Raw genomic sequence first — 24456 nt, 5'->3', positions numbered from 1 at the left:
TTCGCTCGACTTGCATGTATTAGGCACGCCGCCAGCGTTCATCCTGAGCCAGGATCAAACTCTCCAATAAAGTTAGTTTGTCTAGCATCTAAAATAAAAATTGACGTTTCACGTTGTTTGTTTCGTTCAGTTTTCAAAGAACTACTTTGTCGCTCAGAAGCGACTTTATCAATATAACATTTCGTTATATTTTCGTCAACAACTTTTTTTCAATAAGTTGTTTTTCGTTTGTTTTGTTTGTTACCTTTCGTGGCAACGAATATAAATATACCAGTTTGATTATTAAAATGCAATAGTTTTTCTAATAAAATTTTTAACTTAGTAAAAAAGTATAAAAACAGCACATTTCTTCTATATAAATATAATTTCTCGCACTATCAAGATTTACTATACCCACGCAACTCATGCTCAAATAAAAAAAGCTTTGGAGAAATCTCCAAAGCTTAGTCTTGTTTATGGCGCATAGCAGGGAATAATAATACATCACGAATAGATGGTGCATTTGTTAATAACATAACTAGACGATCAATACCGATTCCTAATCCACCCGTAGGAGGCATACCGTACTCAAGAGCTTCAATATAATCATCATCCATCATGTGAGCTTCGTCATTACCTTGTTCGCGCTCTTTTAATTGCGCTTCAAAACGTTCTTTTTGATCGATTGGATCATTTAACTCAGTGAATGCATTTGCATGTTCACGCGCAACGATAAATAATTCGAAACGATCTGTAAATCTTGGATCTTCATCATTCTTTTTCGCAAGCGGCGAGATTTCTACCGGATGACCGTAAATAAATGTTGGTTGGATTAATTTATCTTCTACTTTTTGTTCGAAGAATTCATTTATAATATGACCGACTTCCATTGTATCTTTAATTTCTACATTATGTTCTTTTGCAAGTTCACGCGCTTCTTCTACACTCATCGGATTCCAGAAATCAGCTCCAGAGTATTGCTTAATCGCATCTACCATATGAAGACGTGTCCATTCTGGTTCTAGATTAATTTCATAATCACCATACTGGATTGTTGTTGTACCCAGTACCTTTTTCGCGATATGAGCAACCATATCTTCTGTTAACTTCATAATATCTTTATAATCAGCGTATGCTTCATATAATTCAATCATCGTAAACTCAGGGTTATGACGAGTTGATACACCCTCATTACGGAATACACGGCCAATCTCATATACTTTTTCTAAACCACCCACAATAAGACGCTTTAAATGTAGCTCAATTGCGATACGCATATATAATTCCATATCTAACGCATTATGGTGTGTAGTGAAAGGACGCGCAGAAGCTCCACCTGCAATTGCATGCATCATAGGTGTTTCCACTTCAAGATAACCGTTGTCATCTAGGTATCTTCTCATCTCACGAATGATTTTACTACGAGTAACGAACGTTTCACGACTTTCCATACTTGTAATTAAGTCTAAGTAACGTTGACGGTAGCGTTGTTCAACATCTTTTAATCCATGGTATTTATCTGGTAATGGACGAAGAGATTTCGTTAATAGCGTAAAGCCTGTTGCTTTTACTGAAAGTTCTCCAACGTTTGTTTTGAACACTTTACCTTCAATACCTACTAAATCACCTAAATCTGCTGTTTTAAATAATTCGTACTCGTCATCTCCAACAGCATCTTTACGAACATAAATTTGAACTTGTCCATGTAAATCTTGAACATGTGCAAATCCAGCTTTCCCTTTTCCGCGTTTTGTCATAATACGACCAGCGATAGAAACAGCGATTTCCTTCTCCTCTAATTCCTCTTTAGAGAACTCTCCATATAGACTCACTAAGTCAGTTGTTGAATTTGTACGTTCAAATCTTTTACCGAACGGGTCAATTCCTTGTTCACGTAAATTATGTAGCTTTTCACGACGAACAATCAATTGGTCGTTTAATTCTTCGTGGTTCATGTTATCCATGATATTGATATCACTCCAGCTCTATTTAATTTTACAATATATACAGTATAGCATTTTCTACTCAACTAGAAAAACTGCCAGCAACTAACTGGCAGCTCTTCTTTCTTTCACGTAATTATAGGAAGTGTATAGAAGAATGTCAATCTCCTATGTCCATTATTAACCAACGTAAATTGTTTGTTGTTTCGCTTCCACTTCTTCTACAAATGTACCTAACACATTCGCAAGGTCTTCCCGTGTGTTACAAGCATTAATACCATTACGTACACTCGCATTACCACGAACACCTTTTAAATACCAAGCTGCATGTTTTCTCATCTCTCTTACAGCGACACTTTCATTCTTTAAGTTGATAAGACGATCTAGATGCAACATACATACATCAATTTTCTCGCGCACTGTTGGTTCCGGCATTAATTCACCTGTCTCCAAATACTTTACCGTACGATAAATCATCCACGGATCTCCAAGAGCAGCACGACCAATCATAACACCATCTACACCAATTTCATCAAGCATACGCTTTGCATCTTGCGGCGTTGCGACATCACCATTTCCGATAACCGGGATATTTACAGCTTGTTTTACTTGTTTAATAATATCCCAATCCGCTTTTCCTTCATACATTTGCACTCGTGTACGTCCGTGAACCGCCACAGCTTGGCCACCAGCACGCTCAACAGCCCTAGCATTTTCTATTGCGAAAATATGTTCTTCATCCCAACCGATACGCATTTTAACTGTAACCGGCTTTTCAACAGCATCTACAACCGCTGCTACCATTTCATATATTTTATTCGGGTCTAAAAGCCACCTTGCCCCAGCATCACATTTAACGATTTTCGGCACTGGACAACCCATATTAATATCAATTATGTCTGCTGTCGTATATTTATCTACATATTTCGCAGCATCTACAAGAGTTTCTTTCTCTCCACCAAAAATTTGTAAACTTAATGGCTTTTCTCTCTCGTCGATATATAACATATCTAATGTTCTTTTATTATTAAGTAATATTGCCTTATCACTTACCATTTCAGCACAAACTAAGCCGGCACCAAATTCTTTTACTGTTAAACGGAATGCAGAGTTACACACTCCCGCCATCGGTGCTAGTACAACCGGATTTTTCATCTCGATATTTGCAATCTTTAACAATCAATCTACTCCTTCCTGTACAATCACTTTGGCATTAATTCCTCTATCGAAACATTTAATGCCTTAGCAACTTCTACTACAAAATCTTGAGAAGGCGATCTATTCCCTCTCTCAACCTCACCTAAAACAGATACAGATACCCCTAGTGCTTTAGCAAAACCTTCTTGTGTGTAACCTTTTAGCTTTCGAAAAGCACGAATGCGTCTTCCCCATTTTTCTGCTTCCATACCGTTACTCCCTCTCGCCTTTTCATTTCTTCTACTTGTGAACATGAAATGTTTTGTTTTATGTCTTGATTAATTTCTAACAACGGAACGATAACAAAAGCTCTTTCAAACATCCGCGGATGCGGAACAATAAGATTCTCTGCTTCAATATTCTCTTGATTATAAAGTAAAATGTCAAGGTCGATAGTCCTCGGCCCCCACCTAATTTCCCTTTTTCTTCCTAGGTCATTTTCTACTTTTTGTGTTACTTTCAATAATTCTTGTGGTGATAAATTGGTAGAAATTTTTATAACTAAATTTAAAAAGCAACTTTGGTCAGTATAGCCAACTGGCTCAGTTTCATATACAGATGAAATATCATCAACCTGAATATAAGGATTTTTATTTAAAAACTGAATCGCTTCGGTTAGATACGTATAACGCTCTCCAATATTTGACCCTAATGCAATGTAAGCTATATTGTTCATGGACGTTCTCTCGTAATTTCTACTGCTACAGCACGATAATGACCCGGTATCGGTGGATCCGGCTTAATTACCTTAATTGTACAGCGCGAAATACTTTCATATTGTTTTAATATATCTGCAGCAATATTTTCAGCGATACTCTCCACAAGCTTATACTTTCTATCCTCAACAACTTTTCTACATAATTCGAAAAGCTCTCCATAATTGACCGAATGCTCTAAGTCATCACTTTCCCCTGCACGCTTTAAATCCAACTCCACCGTTAAGTCAACTTTAAATCTCTGACCTAATTTATTCTCCTCTGGGAACACGCCATGATAACCATAAAACTCCATATCATGGATATAAATTTTATCCAATTACCTTACCTCCTTACCAATCATCGCATCCATCATTTTAGCCATACGCGCCATTTCTTTCACATCATGGACACGAACAAACTCACAGCCCTTTTCAATACCAAGACAAACAGTAGCTCCCGTTCCCTCAAGGCGTTCCTCTACTGGCAAATCTAATACGTGCCCAATAAAGGACTTTCTCGAAGTACCTAAGAGAACCGGATAACCTAGCACATTTAACTGTTCTAAATTACGCATCGCCTCTAAGTTCTGCTCAGGTGTTTTAGCAAAACCGATACCTGGATCTAAAATAATATTCTCATCTCGCACACCAGCATTTTTAGCAATTTTAATACTGTCATACAAATCAGCAATCATATCCGCCATTAAATTACGATAATTCATGTTATCGCGGTTATGCATTAAAATGATAGGTACATCGTAATGAGCTGCGACTTCAGCAATTTTCGGCTCCGCCTTCGCTCCCCAAATATCATTAATAATATGAGCACCAGCCTCAATTGCTTGCTTTGCAACTTCAGCTTTATATGTATCGATAGATATAGGCAACTTTACTTCTTTTGAAACTGCTTGAATCATCGGGACAACTCGCTTTATTTCTTCTTCTACTGATACTTTAGCAAAACCTGGGCGAGTAGATTCGCCACCAATATCAATAATATGAGCACCTTCACCTTGCATTTTTTTTGCGTGACGTACCGCAGCATCTACCTCGTTGTAACTCCCACCATCAGAAAACGAATCTGGTGTTACATTTAAAATCCCCATAATTAATGTCTTTTCATTTAAATTCAATGTATATTCGCCGCAGCGTAAATCATAATCCCACTTCAAACTACACATCTCCTCTTCGTAATTCATTTCTGCTCCATAATTTCTCTCTTTGCATTCCATAAAGGTACATTAAACTTTTTGTAACCACTCCTACTTTACCCGGGAAATCCTGCGCTTCTATACGATAAAGCGGAACAATTTCTTGAATGGAGTTTGTTACGAAGACTTCATCCGCTGAAAGTAGCTCATCTTTTGTAAAGAAACCTTCCTTTACTTCTATATTTAATTCTTCAGCACTCTTTATAATAAACGCACGAGTGATACCATTTAAAATCCCTGTCTCTAACGAAGGTGTATATAAAACATCACCTTTCACAAAAAATAGATTGGAAACAATACCCTCTGCAACATAACCTGCTTCAGTAAGAAAAATACCTTCCTTACTCACAACATTTCCAATTTCACGCTTCCCTAAAATATTATTTAAATAATGATGAGACTTCAGGCGAAATGTTCCTTCCGGTGTATTTCGCACTTGTTTTAGAATAACACCTTCTTTTTCCACTACATCTCCTGGAGCTGTTAAAGGTTTTATAAAAACAATAACCGAAGGCTCTTCATACATTTCCGTTTGTAATCCTATTTCATCTATACCCGCTGATACATTAAAACGTACATATGCATGCTCCAATTCATTCTTAGCGAGTAAATTTTTTAAAATAAGCATCACGTCATTTTTTGTCATTGTCCATTTAATTTGCAATGTATCCAGCGCTTCTATTAAACGGTCATAATGATCATCCAATAAGAAAGGATGACCATTATAAATACGAAACGTTTCAAAAACTCCAAGACCATATAAATAACCATGATCATAAGGAGAAATTTTCGCTTCACTTGCTTCTACATACTGACCATTTACGTAAATTAACATAATGTTGCACTTGGACTGTATTTACGAATGAAATTCTGTAACAACTCTTTCCCATGAGAAGTCATAATAGATTCCGGATGGAATTGCACACCCTCTATCGGCAATGTCTTATGACGAAGTGCCATAATTTCTCCTTCCTCTGTCCAAGATGTTACCTCTAAGCAATCGGGTAACGTCTCTTTCTTAACAATAAGGGAATGATAGCGCGTCGCAGTAAACGGATTAGGAATATCCGAAAAAATCGTCTTTCCATCATGATGCATAAGCGACGTTTTCCCATGCATTAATCGTTCTGCACGGACAACCTCTCCACCAAACACTTGTGCAATGGATTGATGCCCAAGACAAACTCCAAAAATCGGAATCTTTCCAGCAAAGTATTTAATAACTTCCATACTAATCCCCGCTTCATTAGGACTACATGGACCTGGAGAAATCATTAGAAAATCTGGTTTCATATTCTCAATATCTGAAATGGTCACTTCATCGTTACGTTTAACAACGAGCTCTTGTCCAAGTTCTCCAAGAAACTGCACTAAATTAAATGTAAAAGAATCATAATTATCAATCATTAATATCATTTCTCTCACCTAACCGTTTCTTCGCTACGTTCTTTTGCACGCCATAAAGCAATCGCCTTTTTTAACGACTCTTTATATTCATTTTCTGGATTTGAATCAATTACAATTCCCGCCCCTGCTTGCACATGAGCTTTTCCATCTTTAGCAAGAAGTGTTCTAATTACAATATTCAATTCTGTATCTCCAGAATAACCAATCCAACCGATTGAACCTGTATAAATCCCTCTCCGAACAGGTTCTAATTCCTCAACAATTTCCATCGTACGTATTTTCGGGGCACCAGTAATTGTTCCCCCAGGGAATACAGCCTTCACTAAATCAAAAGCATCTTTATCTTCTTCCACCTCACCACGTACATTAGAAACAATATGCATAACATGTGAGTATTTCTCAATCACCATAAATTCATCTACTTCTACAGTGCCATATTTACAAACACGTCCTAAATCATTTCTTTCTAAATCCACAAGCATTACATGCTCTGCTCTTTCTTTTTCGTTCTCAATTAATTCTCTTGCTAATTCTTCATCCTCTTGCTCATCCGCGCCTCTAGATCTCGTTCCAGCAATTGGTCTTGTACTTACTTCAGTTCCTTGTTTCTTAATTAACAACTCTGGCGATCCACTAACAATTTGAAAATCCCCAAGCTCCAGGTAACCCATATATGGAGATGGATTAATTTCACGAAGACTTGTATAAATTTCTAGTGGGTGTGTCTGTAACGTTCTTTCTTGTCTCGTCGACAAGTTTACTTGGAACACATCACCCGCCCCAATATATTCTTGAATACATTCAACTGCCTTCATAAAGCTGGCTTCAGTAAAAGCAACTGCTTCACTTTTCTTTTCAGGACTTTCAAAGGGCACGGTCACTTCAGGCGCTTCTGTCATCCAAAGACTCTTCCACTCATTTAGCCGTTCTTTTGCCTCTTCATATTTATCTACATAATGCGTAATAACCCATAACACTTTTTCTTTTTGATCATAGACAAATACATCATCAAATAATAAAAAGAAGATGTCAGGTATATTAATATCATCTTCCGCAAGAGAAGGTAGCTTTTCAATATAACGGATACAGTCATAACTGAAATAGCCAATTGCACCACCTTGAAAAGGCGGATACTCTGGGTTATAGTCCGTCTTCCATTGTTCCATATATTCTTGCATTAAATCTAACGGATTCCCCCATTTTATTGTTTCCTTACCACTTTCACTTATATGTAACGTTTCATCCTTCCCTCGGATTACCGCTACTGGGTTCAGCCCTACAATGTTATAACGACCGCCACGGCCGCTTTCTAACAAAATATGTTGCGATTTACCCTGAGAAAGAAATTTATATTGCTTAAAGAAATCTAACTGATATGGAATAGAAAGCGCTAAAGATTTTCTTCGTTGCATATCAACACCCCGTCTTCTTTTATCCCACCCTCTTAGATTAACCAGCTCAAACTACATAAGTTATTTATATAGAGATTGATTATACTCGAAGGCTAGTGAAAATAATTTAATTATACTACCTCTTATTTTACATGAAGTTTTCTAGTCATTCACTCTTTTCCTATTTCCAATCCCAAAAGAAAAAGCACCCTTTTTCAAGGATGCTTTTTCAATCGCGTTTAATTATGATTCAAATTGATAAAGTGGTGTACTTAAATAACGTTCACCGTTACTCGGGATAATAACAAGTACCTTTTTCCCTTTACCTAACTTTTTCGCAACTTCTGTTGCTGCATAAATAACTGCACCTGAAGAGATACCAACTAAAATACCTTCCTCTTTAGCCACTCTTCTCGCATATTCAAATGCTTGCTCTGTTTTCACTTGAATAATTTCATCATATACTTCTACATCCAACGTCTCCGGAATAAATCCCGCCCCAATTCCTTGGATTTTATGTGGACCTGGTTTCCCACCAGATAATACTGGTGAATCTGCAGGTTCTACTGCATAAATTTTAATATCTTTATACGCTTCCTTCAGTACTTCACCCGCACCAGTAATCGTTCCACCTGTACCAATACCTGCAATAAACGCATCTAATTGGTCGCCCATTTGTTCAATAATTTCTGGACCTGTTGTTAAACGGTGAATTTCTGGATTCGATTGGTTTTTGAACTGTTGTGGTATAAAGTAGCCATGCTCTTTTGCTAATTCAGTCGCTTTACGAATTGCTCCACCCATTCCTTCAGGCCCTGGAGTCAATACTAATTCCGCACCGTAAGCACGTAATAAATTACGACGCTCAATACTCATTGTTTCTGGCATTACTAAGATTGCATTATATCCTTTAGCAGCCGCTACCATCGCTAAACCAATTCCTGTGTTACCACTTGTCGGCTCAATGATTGTATCGCCTTCTTTTAATAATCCATTTTTTTCAGCATCTTCAATCATAGCTAATGCGATACGATCTTTAACGCTACTCCCCGGATTCATAAATTCTAATTTTAAGTATATATCTGCGCTGTCTGATTCTACGATGCGGTTCAACTTGACGATCGGCGTTTTCCCGATTAATTCTGAAACTGATTGTGCCACTCGCATTCCTGTCACTCCTAACACCGAGTATTTTTATTGGTTTTATCTATATTTAGATTTTGTCAGAAAATTCCCTGTTTGTCAATTCATTTGGAGGATTGCTCCTCTTAATTCCCTTATTACAAATTCTCGATTAAATTTGTAATATCTTCTTTAGAGAACTTGTATCGTTCATTACAGAAATGACAGTGCACTTCTGTCTCTTCCTCTTCTTCACGAACTTGCTCTAACTCTGTTTTACCTAAACTAATTAATACACTCTCAATACGCTCGCGTGAGCATGTGCAATTAAATTGAACATCCATCGTTTCTAATACTTTTACTTTATCTTCTCCAAGAACTGCATATAGTAGCTCTTCCGGAGAAAGGCCTTGTTCAATCAACGTTGATACAGGGGGAATTTTTTGTAAACGGTCTTCAATAAATGAAATCGTTTCATCTTGCGCACCCGGCATAATTTGAAGGATAAATCCACCTGCCGCTAATATGCTATCATCTCCATTTACAAGAACACCAACACCTACAGAAGAAGGCGTTTGTTCAGAAACTGCAAAATAATACGTAAAGTCTTCTCCTAATTCTCCTGAAACGATTGGAGATTGACCAATAAACGGCTCACGCATTCCAATATCTTTAATTACAGTTACAAACCCCTCTGTACCTACCGCTTGATATACACGTAACTTCCCTTGTTCTGTTCCTTCAAAATCAACATGCGGATTCGTTACATAACCACGTACATCTCCATTTGCATGAGCATCTACTAAGATAGGACCAATCGGACCGTTACCTTCTACCTTAATCGTTAACTTTTGCTCACCTTTTAACATTGCGCCCATCATTGTACCCGCAGTTAAAGAACGCCCTAGTGCCGCTGAAGCTGTTCTCCATGTATCATGACGTCTTTGCGCCTCACTTACTGTATTTGTTGTACGTACACTATACGCACGCACTTCTCCATCAAACGCTAACGCTTTTACTAAATAATCTTTCATACGTATTTATTCACCTTTCTCATGCTGTAAATTTGCATTACGTTCATATAACATGTACAAACCTTTTAACGTTAAAAATGGATCTACAATATCAATTACATTCGATTCTTCGGAAATTAATTTTGCTAATCCACCTGTTGCAATAACTTTAGGTTCTTGTCTAGCTTCTTCTTTCATACGCTTAACAATACCTTCCACTTGTCCAACATAACCATAAAGAATACCCGATTGCATCGCACTTACTGTATTTTTCCCAACTACACTGCTTGGTTTTGTAATTTCGATACGAGGAAGTTTTGCTGCTCTGCTATATAAAGCCTCTGCTGAAATCATAATTCCTGGCGTAATAACTCCACCCATATAATGCTTTTCTTCGTTAATATAACAATATGTAGTAGCCGTACCAAAATCAACAATAATAAGCGGACTTCCATATAAGTGGATTCCTGCTACTGCATTTACAATTCGGTCTGCGCCTACTTCACGCGGATTTTCATATTTAATATTTAGCCCTGTTTTTATCCCAGGCCCTACTACAAGCGGTTTAATTTTAAAATATTTTTCACACATGCGCTCTAAAGCAAACATAATTGGTGGTACGACTGAAGACACAATAATACCTTTCACATCTTCAAACGAAAGACCTTCATGCTCAAGCAATTGCTTTACAAGCATTCCATATTCATCTTCTGTCTTATGACGATCTGTTTCCATGCGCCAATGCTGACGAAGTTCCCCCTCTTCAAACACACCTAGTACAGCATTTGTGTTCCCTACATCCAATACAAAAATCATATTCTCACCACTTATCTTATTTAATCTATATTTGTGCAGTATGTATAAAACTTATAAAAACATCATATCACACATACTTATATAATCAGCTTTCCTATCCTCATCATTTTACAAAAAGATCGCTCTCTATTTCAATTTTTAATACTAGTTTTACTTAAATTACTTTATCCACTAAGTTCTCAATAGTAATTAATAAAGGTTTTAACAAACAAAAAAGGAGTGACGATAGTCACTCCTTCGTTTCTTACTTATCTTCTTTATCTTCATCGTCTTTCTTCATGTTGATGTTTACTTTCACATCATCTGAAGATGTTGGACGTTCTGGCAATCTGCCGTAATCACATAAATGATTGATTTGCTCAGCATCTAACGTTTCTACTTCAAGTAACGTTTTTGCAATAAGATCTAGCTTATCACGATTTTCAGTAAGAATGTCTTTTGCACGAGCATAACATTCTTTCATAATCGTTTGCATTTCTACATCGATATCGTGTGCAATTGCATCACTGTAGTTTTGCTCTGAATGGAAGTCTCTTCCTAAGAACACTTGACCACCTTGCGAACTACCAAATTGCATTGGTCCAAGCTTATCACTCATACCGAATTCTGTAACCATACGTCTCGCAATGCCCGTCGCACGTTGGAAGTCGTTGTGAGCACCTGTACTCACTTCACCAAATACAATCTCCTCAGCTACTCGACCACCAAGTAAACCAGTGATTTTATCAAGTAACTCTGGCTTTGTCATGAAGTAACGATCTTCTTTCGGAAGCATTACTGCATATCCACCAGCTTGACCACGAGGGACAATTGTTACTTTATGAACGACATCAGCTTCATCAAGAACAACACCAATTACAGTATGACCCGCTTCATGGAAAGCAACGATATTACGTTCTTTTTCAGAGATAACACGACTTTTCTTAGCCGGACCTGCAATAACGCGATCCGTTGCTTCATCAATGTCACTCATATCAATTTTCTTCTTATCTTGACGCGCAGCTACTAAAGCAGCTTCGTTTAATAAGTTTTCAAGATCAGCACCAGAGAATCCTGGCGTACGAGTTGCAATTGCTCTTAAGTTGATATTCTCATCAAGCGGTTTATTACGAGCATGCACCTTCAGTACAGCTTCACGGCCATTTACATCTGGACGATCTACTGTAATTTGACGGTCAAAACGACCTGGACGTAATAATGCTGGATCAAGAATATCAGGACGGTTTGTCGCAGCGATGATAATAATACCTTCGTTTGCACCGAATCCATCCATTTCAACAAGTAATTGGTTCAACGTTTGCTCACGCTCATCATGGCCACCACCAAGACCTGCGCCACGTTGACGCCCTACTGCATCAATTTCATCAATGAAAATGATACAAGGAGCATTTTTCTTTGCATTTTCAAATAAATCACGTACACGTGATGCACCGACACCGACAAACATCTCTACGAAGTCAGAACCACTGATAGAGAAGAATGGAACGCCAGCCTCACCTGCAACAGCACGTGCTAATAAAGTTTTACCTGTACCTGGAGGTCCAACTAATAGGACACCCTTTGGAATACGAGCACCAACTTCAGAGAACTTACGAGGGTCTTTCAAGAATTCAACTACCTCAACAAGTTCTTGTTTCTCTTCATCCGCACCAGCAACATCTCTGAAACGAACTTTTTTCTTTTCATCATTATATAACTTCGCCTTACTTTTCCCGAAGTTCATAACACGGCTACCGCCGCCTTGAGCTTGGTTTAATAAGAAGAAGAATAAAATGAAGATGATGACAAATGGAATGATTGAAGTAAAGAATGTTACCCAAGCACTTGTTTCTTCTGCTGGTTGATACTTAACTTCGGCACCTTTCGCTTTATCATTAATTTTCTTTTGTAATTCCTCAGTATTTGGTGCATAAGTAACAAATTGTTCTCCTTGGCTAGAGTTATTAAATTGTCCTTTTACCTCAAATACACCATTTTTCGGTTGAAGTTGCACATTACGCACTTCACCGCTTTCTAGTTTAGTAATGAATTTGTCGTAGCTAACTGATGTCGTTTTTTGTGTCGAACCATTAAAATAGCTCACGATTCCAATTACTACTAAGAATATCAGTAAATAAAAGATGGTATTACGGAAGATACGATTCATTCCTAACCTCCTCTCACGGCATAAACACTATAGTAAATCGTAACATAGAAAAACTTTCCTATACAATTGTGAAGCCTATATTTAATTAATTTGAGTAAACGCTTGGTTTTAATACGCCTACATAAGGAAGATTACGGTACTGCTCTTTATAATCTAATCCATATCCTACTACAAATTCATGTGGAACAGTAAATCCAACATAATCCGCTTTCAGATCAACCTTACGGCCTGTTGGCTTATCTAATAATGTAACAATTTTTACAGACTTCGCTTTACGATATTTGAATAAGTCTACTAAGTAGCTTAGTGTAAGACCACTATCAATAATATCTTCGACGATTAAAATATCGCGACCTTCTACAGAAGTATCAAGATCTTTTAAAATTTTCACTTCGCCTGTTGAAACTGTAGAGTGACCGTAACTAGATACAGCCATAAAATCCATTTCAAGATATGTATCTGTTCTCTTTAATAAATCTGCCATGAATGGCATTGCGCCTTTTAATACACCAATTGCAAGAGGTACTGTGTTTTTATAATCCTCTGCAACAATTGCACCTAGTTCGCGCACCTTTTCTTGTATTTGCTCTTCAGAAATTAATACTTTTTCGATATCTTGATTCATCATTTCATTATCCTCCCGGAAGACTCCTTGCTTTTGTAGTGAATAATCATATATTTATCCTTCTTTGCCATCTCTTTCGAAATTGCAAATGCAGATCGCTTCAACAAGGGTACCCAAATAATGGTCCCACTTGCATCACAAACGACCGGCCATTCTTCTCTTTTTTCTTTCGGTACTTTTGCTTCGATAAAAATAGCTTTTATCTTTTTCGTGCCATTCATACCTTGTATTGACATGCGATCTCCATTTTCCCTAGAACGAATACGAAGTGGATATGATATATCATTATACTTAGCAACAAATACTGTTTCATTCATGTTACTTGGTATATCTTCGCTCACCTCTGTTACAAATTCATCCCCGTTCAATAGCGTAATGGTCCCGGGTACTGATAAATCTTGTAAAAAAGGAGAAACAATTTCTTGTTTAAATCTAAAGCTACACTCCTCGTATGTACGAACAATTTTCAAATCACCTGGAAAATCAAGTGAACCTGAAGGTTGTGTCCGCTTAAAAAACTCAATCACCTTGTCAATATGTATGGAAGAAAGAGAAGATGGAATCTTATATTCATAAAGATAGTTTAATATTAGTTGAATCCCTCTTCTTTGTAAAGGCATAGACATGGATTCAAAGGCAGGAATTGATAAGCTAATTTGTTTATCACTTTTTTTTGTAATTACTTTATTCATTTTTTCAAAAGCTAATTCCTGCAAATAAGCCTCATCCTCTTGCATCTGCACGCTAAATTTTTGGAATTTCTCATGCACTTGTGGATTTTCTTCTTTCAAATGAGGAAGGACATATTTACGTAATCGATTCCTTGTATATACTTCCTTTTTATTACTCGGATCTATACGTGGCATTAAATTTAGCTTATTACAGTAATCAACAATTTCTTCCTTCGTTACCCCAAGTAACGGCCTAATTAAATACCCATTATGAAAAGGACGCTTCACTGCAATTCCTGCATATCCTTTCGGAGTACTCCCTCTTACAAGACGCATTAAAATTGTCTCGACTTGATCATCTCCATGATGTCCAAGAGCAACATATCTTGCATCATATTTCTTCATTATTCTTTCCAAAAATGCATATCTGCATTCTCTAGCAGCAACCTGTGCATTCATTCCGTATTGCTGTTGATATTGTGATACATTAATCCTTATCGTTTCACAAATAATTCCCAGTTCTTCACAAAGGCCCTGCACAAACCGTAAATCCTCATGAGATTCATCACCTCTAAACATATGATCCACATGAGCTACTACAATTTCCAACTGTTTTTCCGCTCTTTTTTCTAATAAATAATATAAAAGCGCTAACGAGTCAGGACCACCAGAAACTCCCACAACAATTGTTGAATCATTCTTTAATACATCATGCTGCTTTACAAAGTCATCTACTTTTTCAACAAATGTATCTTTCAACTTCGTAATCACCTTTCATTAAACAAGAACAGCAACGTTAGTTGCCTTGTCTACAATGGTACAACTTTTACAAACATTGTGCAAAAAAAAGATATACAAAAATTACATTTTTATCTTACATCCTCCGTGTATATTCACAAAATTAATAACATTACCTTTTTCCACAAAAAAACCTAGGTATTCACCTAGGTTTTTAAAATCAAATTATAGATAAACATTCCACTTACATTTTACTGCGCCTGCATTCCTACAATCGGAATCGTAGCCCACTTCGGCATATTTTTCTTCACTTTTGCCACTACAATAGTCATATCATCATTTATATAACCATCACAAGAGCGAATCACTTCTTCCATAATGATATCAGCAATTTCTTGCGGGTCTTCGGTTTGCAATTCTTTAATTTTTCGTTTCATCCACAATTCATGATTCTCCACATGCTGTGCTCCTTCAAAAATCCCATCGCTCATCATAATAAGAATATCGCCCGTTTTTAATTGTTCACCCACCACATCAACTTCAACATCTTCAATGATTCCCATCGGCAAATTACTTGCTTCAATTTTCAAAATATTATTTGCGCGTTTAACAAAACTCGGCGTCGATCCAATCTTTAAAAACCTTGCACTCGCATCCCGCAAATCTACCATAGCTAAATCTAACGTCGTAAACATCTCTTCTGTCGTTCTCAAAGAAAGAATTGAATTGATAGACTTAATTGCTATTTCTTCATCAATGCCCGATTGGAGTATTTTTTGTAATAATTTCACCGTTTCCTTACTTTCCATATGAGCCCTTTGCCCATTCCCCATACCATCACTAATTGCAAGTGCATATTTACCAACACTTAAATCCATCATCGCATAAGAGTCACCCGAAACAAATCCACCGCCTTTTGCAGCTGTAGCCAATCCTGTATCAAGAGAATACGTCTTCGCCGAACCAAATGATATTAAACTATGGCCATTTGGATAAGAAGACTTTTCTTCATGTTTAACGACAATATTTTCTTTAAGGATATCCGAAAGCATCGGTGCAACTAACTTTTCACATTCACCATGTTCATTAGATGCAACTGGAATTAACATTTCAATATCAATACTTCCTCTATCTAAACAATAAATATCAACATGCTCTACTTCGACACCAAAATCACGGAATGCTTGCATAATCTGTTCTTCCTGCACTTGATGATTTTCACGCTCTCGTTGTATCTCCTTAGCAAAATCCTCCATAACCTTTGATACACCTAATAATTGCTCCGCTACTATTCTACGATTTTCCTTCATTTGTTTTCGTAATTTTTGTCCCTCATAGAAGTGATCTAATTCACCCGCTACTAAATCCGTCACTTTTTTCCCTCTCACACAATGCTTGTCCCACTCACGAACTAATTTACGATTATGTTGCAGGGTTCCTTCTTCCGTTTCATTCATTATTTGTTTCATATAATCGTACGTTTTATCAAAATTCACTACCCAGCATTGATCCTTTTTAAAGCATGTTTGACATGTTTTCGCAGTAATTGTACTCAAAAACAAATCTGCTTCTGTCTCTTTATCTTCTTCCTCTACATACCCATATACAGAAAAGCTATTAGATAAAGCAGCAAATACATTTGCAAATTGGTTGATTTTATTTGCTGTAACATCACGCATCCTTCTTAAATACTGTTGTTGATCTTGCGAATGCTCTTGTGTACCTGGCATAAATTTAGCAATACGATCCAAAACAAGCTTCGGTGTTAATAAGAAGATAACAATCGCTACACCTGACTCAATTAAAGTTGTTACAATATTTGTCTGTTTGTCCACATATAATGTAATTAAGCTTGTCCCAATTAATAAACCTAAACTAACACCTAAACGCTTCCCTTCTTTTAACAATCCACCAAGCAATCCAGAGAAAGCAAGAAGGCTAAGCTGAGACAAGCTAGACACATTTGCTAAACTTAATATTAGTCCTGTTACAACCCCTACTGTGGATCCTGTGGCAGCACCCGCAATAAATGCAAATACTAGCACTAAATACCTTGTAAAAATATGTTGAATAGAAGCATCATATACAAACCAATCTGTTGTACCCGTTAAAACAGATGCTAGTAATATAATCAAACAAACAATTTCTTCCGTCTCTAATGCCTGTTGTTTTCCTTTCCTTTCCACTAAAAGCGGGACGCTTTGTAAAAATATCATAGTTAATACGAAACTAAGCCCAGCCTCAATGGTACTAACGAGTAAATCGTACATGGTGACAGTTTGTTGCGCAAAATATACAACAACTAAGTGTGCGGTTAATGCGGAGATAAATACTTGAAATGGAACAAGTCCAACAGTTTTACGTGTAAATCGACTAAAGAAGATATTATAAATGAAGAAGGTAAAGATAGATGCAAAGGTAAAAAACAAATTATCTATCGATACCGAAAGAGCTCCTCCCATTAGAGCTAAAAATGCTAGCGGCATCTTATCCCGCTTCATAACATAAACAGCAGCAAAAAATGGGAGTGCAAACGGTAAAATATTTGTTAATATATATGCTCGTCCCAAAAGAAAACCAATAACAACAATAATAAATCCCCATCTAAAGAAAACTTGCTCAAATTTCATTCGCAACTTACTCGTCCACTTTATTCCTCCAAGCTGACTCTCATTCATTGCCAATGCACTTGTATTCATAGTATTCCTTCCTGCTTTAGGCATATTTTTAACACCACCTGCATAGTTTAATTACTGTCATTATAAAAGATGATTGTTGGTTTTTTTGTCAAAACAACAGTTTTCACTTTTATAATCGTTCGACTTTTTATTCGAAATAACTCTACAGATATACACGGTATGTAAGTTATTTTTGAGATTTTAATTAAATATTCAGAAAATATAGGGTGATTTTGTAGAAGTGTTGTATATCTTAATTTATTTAACAAAAAAAGATCATGCAAATTTGCATGATCTTTTTAGATGACCCGTACGGGATTCGAACCCGTGTTACCGCCGTGAAAGGGCGGTGTCTTAACCACTTGACCAACGGGCCGTTAAATTAAATATAGCGGCGGAGGGGATCGAACCCCCGACCTCACGGGTATGAACCGTACGCTCTAGCCAGCTGAGCTACACCGCCATGTCGTCTTATTTAACGGACAATTAGTATCTTACATCAGATACTAATTAAAGTCAACACATCTCAAAAACTTTTTTAAAAATATTTTTAACATATAAAAAAGCACCCTGAGCCATCACTCTGGGTACCTCTCTATATGTTAAAAACTAAACGTCCTTATTATCCGCGACGCGCGCCACGGCCACCACGTTTAGACTCTGTGTTACGCTTTAAAGAAGTTAAACGATCTTCGCTATCTTTTAAGAAGCGTGCCATCTTTTGCTCAAATGTTTCTTTCGGAGCTCGGTCGTTACCGCCACCGCGATTATCTCTGTTGAAAGAGCGATTATTACGTTGTGGACGTCCAGAACGTTGTTGATCACCACCGCGTTGGTATTCACCGCGTGGACGATCTCCTTCTGTTTTTTCACGTTCTTTCGCTTTTTTGATAGATAAACCAATCTTTCCATCTTTTTCAACATTAATAACTTTTACTTCTACTTGGTCGCCCACTTTTAAGTGATCGTTAATATCTTTTACATAGTTATCAGCAACTTCACTAATATGAACAAGACCCGTTAAGCCCTCTGGCAGCTCCACAAAAGCCCCAAAATTTGTAATACCTGTTACTTTACCCTGTAACTTGCTGCCTACCTCGATTGACATAAAAAAAATGCTCCTCCTTAGTGGTTAAAAAGTCAAATTTTACTTTATTATATATAATCCTAAAATATAGTGTCAATAAGACATACTCTACTTAGAAACAGGAAAAATTATCTCCCCTTTACCAGAGAAGAAATAATCCCTTCTAGCAATCTTTAATACGTACTCTTCATCATTTAACTTTTGAACTTCGTCTTTTAGACTTTTTTCTTTATTCGTTAATGAATCCAGTTCTTTTTTCATGTCCTTAACTTTTGCTTCTTTTGCTTTAATGGAACTGTTTTGTTGATAAAACGTTACACTAATACTCGCAATAATTGTAAAAGTAAAGACAAGAAAAACCGCTAAACGGCGATAAAGTCGCTTCCTGTTCTCATCCGTTTGTATTATATGCTCTTTAACAGGATTTGGACTCTGTTTTTCGATTGTTCTTTGTCTCAGTTCCCTCATTTCCGAGGTCCCCCTAACTTCTTTTTTATATGCTCCCATAGTTGGAAGATATGTCCCTTCAATTTTGCTATATATTGCAGGAACCCTATATGTTTCACTATAAAAAGTTTAACACGATTAGGGAGAAGTTTCCATATGAGCGAAGCAATAAATCGAACAGGCCAGAAAAAAACTTTCCATATGAAAAGTAATATCCAAATCACCATTTTCCATAACACATGTCCAATTGAAAGCAGTATACGAAATAAGAATAATATAAATGCAATAAATAGCTGCGCTATAATAATAACAGGTTTTATCATGAGTAGCTGTATAATTCGAACAAAAAAATATGTTGTTTGCATAAAAATATAGATGAGAAAATTTAACAGCTTCATGTATAGTGCCTTCAGTAAGCTTTGATATGCCGCAAAACCACATAATAATGCCAAAAACACATATATACGTAGCTCAGCTTCATTTACGAGAAGCAATACATAAAAGACGGATAATGCTTGGACAATCCAAAATAATATATCATGTATAAATACAAGCCAACGTTTACGTTCTTGGCGCTTTAAAAAACGTTGATATGTATCTAAAGACGCTCCAATCCAAGCACCCATTCCAATCATTGAAAGCATTGTATACAACTGAATTGTTAAGCTCATTTAAACAACTTACTAAAGAAACCTTTAGTTTTTTCCCCTTGATTTTCATCAATATACAGCATCTCATTAACTTTCCCTTTAATCGACACAATACCTTTTTCCACATCTAAATTTTTCATTTGTAAATTTTGACCACGAATTGTTAAAAAACCCATTACGGTCTCTAGTAAAAACTCTTCGCTATCAAAACTCTCTACCTGCTTCACACCGGTAATATCAATTATACGCCTGCCACGCATAATAATGTCATGCTCTACAGAAACATTTTGTTGATTAGAAGACGTAGGTGAGTAACCATTATTCACGTAAATCCCCCCATAGGTTTTTACTAGCTAATAGTAATGTATGAGGGGATAAATGATTTTAGAACAAGCCTTCTTCCGCTTTTACTTTTTCTTCACGAACTAAGCTATACATATTTGCTGCATCTTCTTTTTTAGTTGTTTCTTTTAATTCATTTATTTTCACAGTCACTATTTTTTGACCAAAACGAATTGTTAATTCATCAGCTACTTTCACATCAGAACTCGCTTTTGCCACTTGACCATTAATAGATATTCTTCCTTGATCAGCTACTTCTTTCGCTAATGTTCTTCTTTTAATTAAACGTGATACTTTTAAAAACTTATCTAGACGCATATCAAATCCCCCTATTAACGCTCTGTTTGTTTCGCTTCTTCCCATAAAACATCTAACTGTTCTAATGATAAATCTTTCATCTCTTTATTCATTTCAGCTACTTTTGCCTCCATGTATAAAAAACGACCAGTAAATTTCTCATTAGTTGAACGTAACGCCTCTTCTGGATCTATTTTGTAATGACGAGCTATATTAACAAATGCAAATAGTAAATCACCAAACTCACCTAGCATCTTTTTCTCATCCATATTTGTAACCTCTTGTTGGAACTCTTGCCATTCTTCCAAAGCTTTTTCTATCATCGGTTGCACATCAACCCAATCAAATCCAACCTTACCAGCTTTCTTCTGGATTTCATAGGCGCGTAGTAACTGCGGCAAACTTTTGGGAACGCCATTTAAAACAGATTCTTTCACGAATCCTTTTTCTTGTTTTTTAATTTCTTCCCAATTTGCAATCACTTCATCAGCGTTGTTTACATCCGTATTTCCAAACACATGCGGATGGCGACGAACCATTTTCTCAGATAGAGTTCGAATGATATCATCTATAGAGAACCAACCTTCATCTTCTCCGATTTGAGCATGAAGCATAACTTGTAATAATATATCACCTAATTCTTCTACTAAGTGATCATCATCCTCTTCATCGATTGCTTCCAACACTTCATAAGCTTCCTCAATTAAATATTTCTTTAATGATTGATGTGTTTGCTTTTTATCCCACGGACAACCATTTGGACCACGAAGTTCCGCAATAATTTCTCTAAGAACATCAAACTGTTGATACAAGGACGCACGCTCCTGAACTGGCGGCACGTACACACTCGTTAAATTATTCAATTCCGTTTCATGATCTAACATGTACAACGGTACCTTCTTTACTTGTTCAAATGAAGTTCCTGCAGCTGTTACGATATACACTTCATAATCATCTGGTAACATCTCCATTAATGTTAATTTCACATCAGATGCAACGAATGCATCATATACTTGGCAAAAGATTAAATGTTGACGCAGTTCTAATTGCCCTCTTTCAAATGATGTAGCATCAAGTAATTGGAATCCTTCAATCGGATCAATCTTTAGACTTGCAAACATAGGATCAAGGAAACTTTGTCCACCCTCAATTCGCACTTCAACATTTGAAACCTCTCCTTTTTCCAACAGTAGCTGAACTGTTCTTTCTGCTACAAGTGGATGCCCGGGAACAGCATAGATAATTTCTGTACCTTCAGCTTGTTCTAGCAATTTATTCGCAATTGTTTCATATACAATTTCAAACGTATCATGTGCTTCATATACAGCATCAAAAGACGTATATTGTACGCCTTCTTTCTCCAATTCTTCTATAACTGGATGTTCTTTCGTTCTAACAAACAGATGGTCTGCTTCTTTTATTTTTCGATATACACCCATCGTTAGCTGATCTAATTCACCAGCTCCTAAACCTAAAACAGTAATGATTCCACTCACAACCAGTCACCTCTATCCACTCTTCTTCAATGAACCTTCTTTTTTCTCTTGTTTCATAACGGTTCCTAATTCTTTTTTTGTAAATACACGTAATTTCAAAATAAAAAACATATATGTCAATCCGCCAATGGCTACACCTAACAACGCTTCAAGTGTCGCGCTTCCTCTATGTTCCGTATCAATTACTAATCCAGACATCTGTAACACACGTGTGAACATCATTAATACAAATCCCATACAGATACCACTAATTACTATCCCTAACATATTTCGCTTATTGATAAGTGACCCTGATACAGCTCTCGTAAGCAACAAAGTATTTAGTCCAGAGATTATAATTAACGCACATAAAGTCGCAAAGGCTGCACCTTTCACACCAAAATAAGGCATGAATATATAATTTAACGCTAACTTTAAGCAACCTCCAAATACAACAAATAATGCTGGCTTAAACGTTTGCCCCAATCCTTGTAAAATAGAAGCTGTCGTAATTGACAATGAACTAAATAAAATAGATAACGATAAAATAGATAAAACATCTGATCCATCACTGTTTTCAAACAACATAATATTCGTAGGTTGAATAATACAAGTTAGTCCAATAGCTGCTGCAAGTCCAATAACACATGTTATTTTCACTGCTAACTTTACCTTTTCTTGAATAAAGGAAAGATCTCCTCTTTCCTTCGCCGCTGTAATAATCGGAATAAGTGACAACGAGAAAGAAGTCGTCACAACAGTACCTAATTGCATTAGCGGAATACTTCTATCATAAACACCCTTTAATACCTTTGCATTTTCAGCCTGTTCTCCCGCACCAATAAGTAAGCTGTAAAAGGACACTGAATCAGCCATCTGTATAAAAATAAGCACTAAATTACTAACACAAATCGCTAACCCCTGCCAAAAAAGGATTTTAACTATCTTCCTTTTACCCTTAATTCTCGCTGCACTTTTGAAGAATATAGAACGAAAATCTTGACGCATATACAATATAAGTACAATAATCCCAATAAGTCCACCCGCAATTGAGCCTAACATAGCCCCTGCACCAACTGTATATAAATCAAATCCGTGAGCAATTAGGAATAGCGATAAAAATACAATAATAGAAACTCGAATTGTTTGTTCTATTACTTGCGAAACAGCCGTTGGCATCATATTGTTGAATCCTTGAAAATACCCTCTTGCTACAGACAAAAATGGCATCAATAAGAATGAAAATGAAATAACACGTAGTAATTTATCTAAGTGTATATCGCCCATAGCTACCGCAATTGTTTCGGCCCCAAAAAACAATGTAAAGAAGCCTATAAAACCAATTCCTAATAAGAACCAAAAAGATACACAAATAATTTCTTCTGCTTCTTTTTGTTTTCCCCGCTCTAGTCGTTCTGCAACCATTTTCGAAATGATAACAGGAAATCCATAAGTAGCTAAAATTAAACAAAATCCATAAAACGGGTAAATTTGTTGGTAAATATAAAACCCAATATCCCCCGCTATATTTTGATATGGAATACGGTAAAAAGCGCTTAATACTTTTGTAACGAAACTTGCAATCGTTAATATAATAGCCCCACGCCAAAAGGCTTGATACTTCTTCGCTTCCATACAAGAAAACTCCTTTTTCTATTCTCACCTCTCGTATTATATCATAAAGAAAAGAACAAACTCCCTTCCCAACACGGGTAATAATGAGTTCCTACACGTTAAAAATATTCAACGAAAAAAGGTAGCAAAGTGCTACCTTCATTCAATATACATATATCTCCAAATAATTGATTTCTCAAAAAGAAAGATCATAATTAGGAAAGATTGCTACTTCTAAAATCAATATACCCTTACTGTTCCATTTGTTTCGCTAAGAAACTGGCAGCAGTATTAACCGCTTTATGCTCGATCTCGCTTATAATAGCTTCTTTTGAAAAAATAATGACGGCTCCAATCGGATCTCCGTTTGCAACAATCGGTCCAACTGTATAAGAATGAACCTTTTCTGTTACACCATCAATAATGGAAATATCACTTTCATCCGTCATAATAACAGACTTTCGTTCTTCCATCGTTTTTTCAATTAAATCGCCAACACTTTTATTTAAGTATTCTTTTTTCGATACGCCTGATACTGCGATGATAGAATCTCGATCACACACAAGCACATTATGTCCTAAGCTGTCATATAAAGCATCAGCATATTCTTTTGCAAAATCACCTAGCTCACTAATTGGAGAATACTTCTTTAAAATTACCTCTCCATCGCGATCAACAAATATTTCTAGTGGGTCTCCTTCTCGAATACGTAAAGTTCTACGAATTTCCTTCGGGATTACGACCCTGCCTAAATCATCAATTCGACGTACGATTCCAGTTGCTTTCATTCTAATGCTGCCTCACTTTCTACTGATGATCAAAGTGGTGAATTTACCTGTTCATGTAAAAATCACCAACTGTTAGATATAGTATTTTACACATTAGTTCTTCTATGCACGTCGAATTGTAT

24 protein-coding genes, 2 tRNA genes and 1 rRNA gene are annotated in these 24456 nt (G+C 36.5%); all 27 read right to left on the bottom strand.

Going from position 1 to position 24456, the window contains the following annotated elements; translation table 11 throughout:
* Nucleotides 1–70, bottom strand: a 16S ribosomal RNA gene (locus tag EBQ15_RS28605); the annotation flags it as partial.
* A gap of 373 nt (nt 71–443) precedes the next feature.
* A complete protein-coding gene (lysS, locus tag EBQ15_RS28600) occupies nt 444–1943 on the bottom strand; it encodes a lysine--tRNA ligase (protein ID WP_000369668.1) in 1500 nt (499 codons plus the stop codon).
* 159 nt (nt 1944–2102) lie between these two features.
* Entirely contained in the window at nt 2103–3101 is a 999-nt protein-coding gene (gene dusB, locus EBQ15_RS28595; protein ID WP_000912248.1) for a tRNA dihydrouridine synthase DusB, read from the bottom strand.
* A gap of 23 nt (nt 3102–3124) precedes the next feature.
* Nucleotides 3125–3328, bottom strand: a complete 204-nt coding sequence (locus EBQ15_RS28590; RefSeq protein WP_000387024.1) for a helix-turn-helix domain-containing protein — start codon at nt 3326–3328, stop codon at nt 3125–3127.
* A complete protein-coding gene (folK, locus tag EBQ15_RS28585) occupies nt 3280–3795 on the bottom strand; it encodes a 2-amino-4-hydroxy-6-hydroxymethyldihydropteridine diphosphokinase (RefSeq protein WP_001059447.1) in 516 nt (171 codons plus the stop codon). Before folK ends, EBQ15_RS28590 begins: the two co-directional genes overlap by 49 nt.
* Nucleotides 3792–4154, bottom strand: a complete 363-nt coding sequence (folB, locus tag EBQ15_RS28580; protein ID WP_000358062.1) for a dihydroneopterin aldolase — start codon at nt 4152–4154, stop codon at nt 3792–3794. The genes folK and folB overlap by 4 nt, the downstream gene beginning before the upstream one ends.
* The gene (gene folP, locus EBQ15_RS28575) at nt 4155–5015 is read right to left on the bottom strand and encodes a dihydropteroate synthase (RefSeq protein ID WP_033682753.1); all 861 of its coding nucleotides are present in this window, start codon (nt 5013–5015) and stop codon (nt 4155–4157) included.
* Nucleotides 4990–5862, bottom strand: coding sequence for an aminodeoxychorismate lyase (gene pabC, locus EBQ15_RS28570; RefSeq protein WP_000909876.1), 873 nt, complete (start codon nt 5860–5862; stop codon nt 4990–4992). Before pabC ends, folP begins: the two co-directional genes overlap by 26 nt.
* Nucleotides 5856–6443, bottom strand: a complete 588-nt coding sequence (pabA, locus tag EBQ15_RS28565; RefSeq protein ID WP_000602297.1) for an aminodeoxychorismate/anthranilate synthase component II — start codon at nt 6441–6443, stop codon at nt 5856–5858. The genes pabC and pabA overlap by 7 nt, the downstream gene beginning before the upstream one ends.
* A 5-nt stretch (nt 6444–6448) precedes the next feature.
* A complete protein-coding gene (gene pabB, locus EBQ15_RS28560) occupies nt 6449–7846 on the bottom strand; it encodes an aminodeoxychorismate synthase component I (RefSeq protein ID WP_001189723.1) in 1398 nt (465 codons plus the stop codon).
* Between the two features lie 222 nt (nt 7847–8068).
* The gene (gene cysK / locus EBQ15_RS28555) at nt 8069–8992 is read right to left on the bottom strand and encodes a cysteine synthase A (RefSeq protein WP_001261718.1); all 924 of its coding nucleotides are present in this window, start codon (nt 8990–8992) and stop codon (nt 8069–8071) included.
* Nucleotides 8993–9105: 113 nt separating this feature from the next.
* Complete coding sequence (gene hslO / locus EBQ15_RS28550) at nt 9106–9981, bottom strand: redox-regulated molecular chaperone HslO (RefSeq protein WP_000656372.1); 876 nt, start codon at nt 9979–9981, stop codon at nt 9106–9108.
* A 6-nt stretch (nt 9982–9987) separates the two neighbouring features.
* Entirely contained in the window at nt 9988–10776 is a 789-nt protein-coding gene (locus tag EBQ15_RS28545) for a type III pantothenate kinase (RefSeq protein ID WP_000578368.1), read from the bottom strand.
* Nucleotides 10777–11020: 244 nt separating this feature from the next.
* Nucleotides 11021–12922: an ATP-dependent zinc metalloprotease FtsH gene (ftsH, locus tag EBQ15_RS28540; RefSeq protein WP_001079672.1), complete on the bottom strand. Its 1902-nt coding sequence runs from the start codon at nt 12920–12922 to the stop codon at nt 11021–11023.
* A gap of 85 nt (nt 12923–13007) precedes the next feature.
* Complete coding sequence (hpt, locus tag EBQ15_RS28535) at nt 13008–13550, bottom strand: hypoxanthine phosphoribosyltransferase (protein WP_000981844.1); 543 nt, start codon at nt 13548–13550, stop codon at nt 13008–13010.
* Nucleotides 13547–14977 carry a tRNA lysidine(34) synthetase TilS gene (gene tilS, locus EBQ15_RS28530; protein ID WP_000655458.1) on the bottom strand — a complete coding sequence of 477 codons (1431 nt, stop codon included), beginning with the start codon at nt 14975–14977 and terminating at the stop codon, nt 13547–13549. Before tilS ends, hpt begins: the two co-directional genes overlap by 4 nt.
* 230 nt (nt 14978–15207) lie before the next feature.
* Entirely contained in the window at nt 15208–17679 is a 2472-nt protein-coding gene (gene spoIIE, locus EBQ15_RS28525) for a stage II sporulation protein E (protein ID WP_001123552.1), read from the bottom strand.
* 259 nt (nt 17680–17938) lie between these two features.
* Nucleotides 17939–18010, bottom strand: a tRNA-Glu gene (locus tag EBQ15_RS28520).
* A 13-nt stretch (nt 18011–18023) separates the two neighbouring features.
* Nucleotides 18024–18097 (bottom strand) — tRNA-Met (locus EBQ15_RS28515).
* 159 nt (nt 18098–18256) lie between these two features.
* On the bottom strand, nt 18257–18742 hold the full coding sequence (locus tag EBQ15_RS28510) for a S1 domain-containing RNA-binding protein (protein ID WP_000021451.1): 486 nt from the start codon (nt 18740–18742) through the stop codon (nt 18257–18259).
* An 87-nt stretch (nt 18743–18829) separates the two neighbouring features.
* Nucleotides 18830–19189 (bottom strand): cell division protein DivIC, encoded by a 360-nt coding sequence (gene divIC / locus EBQ15_RS28505; RefSeq protein ID WP_001208739.1) that lies wholly within the window; start codon nt 19187–19189, stop codon nt 18830–18832.
* Entirely contained in the window at nt 19186–19839 is a 654-nt protein-coding gene (gene yabQ, locus EBQ15_RS28500) for a spore cortex biosynthesis protein YabQ (RefSeq protein WP_000059777.1), read from the bottom strand. The genes divIC and yabQ overlap by 4 nt, the downstream gene beginning before the upstream one ends.
* Nucleotides 19836–20144, bottom strand: coding sequence for a sporulation protein YabP (yabP, locus tag EBQ15_RS28495; RefSeq protein ID WP_001059104.1), 309 nt, complete (start codon nt 20142–20144; stop codon nt 19836–19838). Before yabP ends, yabQ begins: the two co-directional genes overlap by 4 nt.
* Nucleotides 20145–20202: 58 nt before the next feature.
* Nucleotides 20203–20478, bottom strand: coding sequence for an RNA-binding S4 domain-containing protein (locus EBQ15_RS28490; RefSeq protein ID WP_001234876.1), 276 nt, complete (start codon nt 20476–20478; stop codon nt 20203–20205).
* Nucleotides 20479–20492: 14 nt separating this feature from the next.
* The gene (gene yabN, locus EBQ15_RS28485; RefSeq protein ID WP_000014279.1) at nt 20493–21953 is read right to left on the bottom strand and encodes a bifunctional methyltransferase/pyrophosphohydrolase YabN; all 1461 of its coding nucleotides are present in this window, start codon (nt 21951–21953) and stop codon (nt 20493–20495) included.
* 12 nt (nt 21954–21965) lie between these two features.
* A complete protein-coding gene (locus EBQ15_RS28480) occupies nt 21966–23567 on the bottom strand; it encodes a putative polysaccharide biosynthesis protein (protein ID WP_000387590.1) in 1602 nt (533 codons plus the stop codon).
* Nucleotides 23568–23797: 230 nt separating this feature from the next.
* Nucleotides 23798–24334, bottom strand: coding sequence for a stage V sporulation protein T (gene spoVT / locus EBQ15_RS28475; protein WP_000648302.1), 537 nt, complete (start codon nt 24332–24334; stop codon nt 23798–23800).
* Nucleotides 24335–24456: the final 122 nt, after the last annotated feature.

Source organism: Bacillus sp. 2D03 (assembly GCF_003946765.1).
Classification (GTDB): Bacteria; Bacillota; Bacilli; order Bacillales; family Bacillaceae_G; genus Bacillus_A; species Bacillus_A cereus.
Note: the sequence above shows the minus strand (reverse complement) of the source record. Positions and strands in the feature narration are given on the sequence as shown.

Bases quoted from the DNA above. Each gene is read 5' to 3' on its own strand.
- lysS (WP_000369668.1), bottom strand. From the start codon at position 1,943: ATGGATAACATGAACCACGAAGAATTAAACGACCAATTGATTGTTCGT.
- EBQ15_RS28590 (WP_000387024.1), bottom strand. From the start codon at position 3,328: ATGGAAGCAGAAAAATGGGGAAGACGCATTCGTGCTTTTCGAAAGCTA.
- folK (WP_001059447.1), bottom strand. From the start codon at position 3,795: ATGAACAATATAGCTTACATTGCATTAGGGTCAAATATTGGAGAGCGT.
- folP (WP_033682753.1), bottom strand. From the start codon at position 5,015: ATGAATTACGAAGAGGAGATGTGTAGTTTGAAGTGGGATTATGATTTA.
- pabC (WP_000909876.1), bottom strand. From the start codon at position 5,862: ATGTTAATTTACGTAAATGGTCAGTATGTAGAAGCAAGTGAAGCGAAA.
- pabA (WP_000602297.1), bottom strand. From the start codon at position 6,443: ATGATATTAATGATTGATAATTATGATTCTTTTACATTTAATTTAGTG.
- pabB (WP_001189723.1), bottom strand. From the start codon at position 7,846: ATGCAACGAAGAAAATCTTTAGCGCTTTCTATTCCATATCAGTTAGAT.
- cysK (WP_001261718.1), bottom strand. From the start codon at position 8,992: ATGCGAGTGGCACAATCAGTTTCAGAATTAATCGGGAAAACGCCGATC.
- hslO (WP_000656372.1), bottom strand. From the start codon at position 9,981: ATGAAAGATTATTTAGTAAAAGCGTTAGCGTTTGATGGAGAAGTGCGT.
- EBQ15_RS28545 (WP_000578368.1), bottom strand. From the start codon at position 10,776: ATGATTTTTGTATTGGATGTAGGGAACACAAATGCTGTACTAGGTGTG.
- ftsH (WP_001079672.1), bottom strand. From the start codon at position 12,922: ATGAATCGTATCTTCCGTAATACCATCTTTTATTTACTGATATTCTTA.
- hpt (WP_000981844.1), bottom strand. From the start codon at position 13,550: ATGATGAATCAAGATATCGAAAAAGTATTAATTTCTGAAGAGCAAATA.
- spoIIE (WP_001123552.1), bottom strand. From the start codon at position 17,679: ATGCCTAAAGCAGGAAGGAATACTATGAATACAAGTGCATTGGCAATG.
- EBQ15_RS28510 (WP_000021451.1), bottom strand. From the start codon at position 18,742: ATGTCAATCGAGGTAGGCAGCAAGTTACAGGGTAAAGTAACAGGTATT.
- divIC (WP_001208739.1), bottom strand. From the start codon at position 19,189: ATGAGGGAACTGAGACAAAGAACAATCGAAAAACAGAGTCCAAATCCT.
- yabQ (WP_000059777.1), bottom strand. From the start codon at position 19,839: ATGAGCTTAACAATTCAGTTGTATACAATGCTTTCAATGATTGGAATG.
- EBQ15_RS28490 (WP_001234876.1), bottom strand. From the start codon at position 20,478: ATGCGTCTAGATAAGTTTTTAAAAGTATCACGTTTAATTAAAAGAAGA.
- EBQ15_RS28480 (WP_000387590.1), bottom strand. From the start codon at position 23,567: ATGGAAGCGAAGAAGTATCAAGCCTTTTGGCGTGGGGCTATTATATTA.
- spoVT (WP_000648302.1), bottom strand. From the start codon at position 24,334: ATGAAAGCAACTGGAATCGTACGTCGAATTGATGATTTAGGCAGGGTC.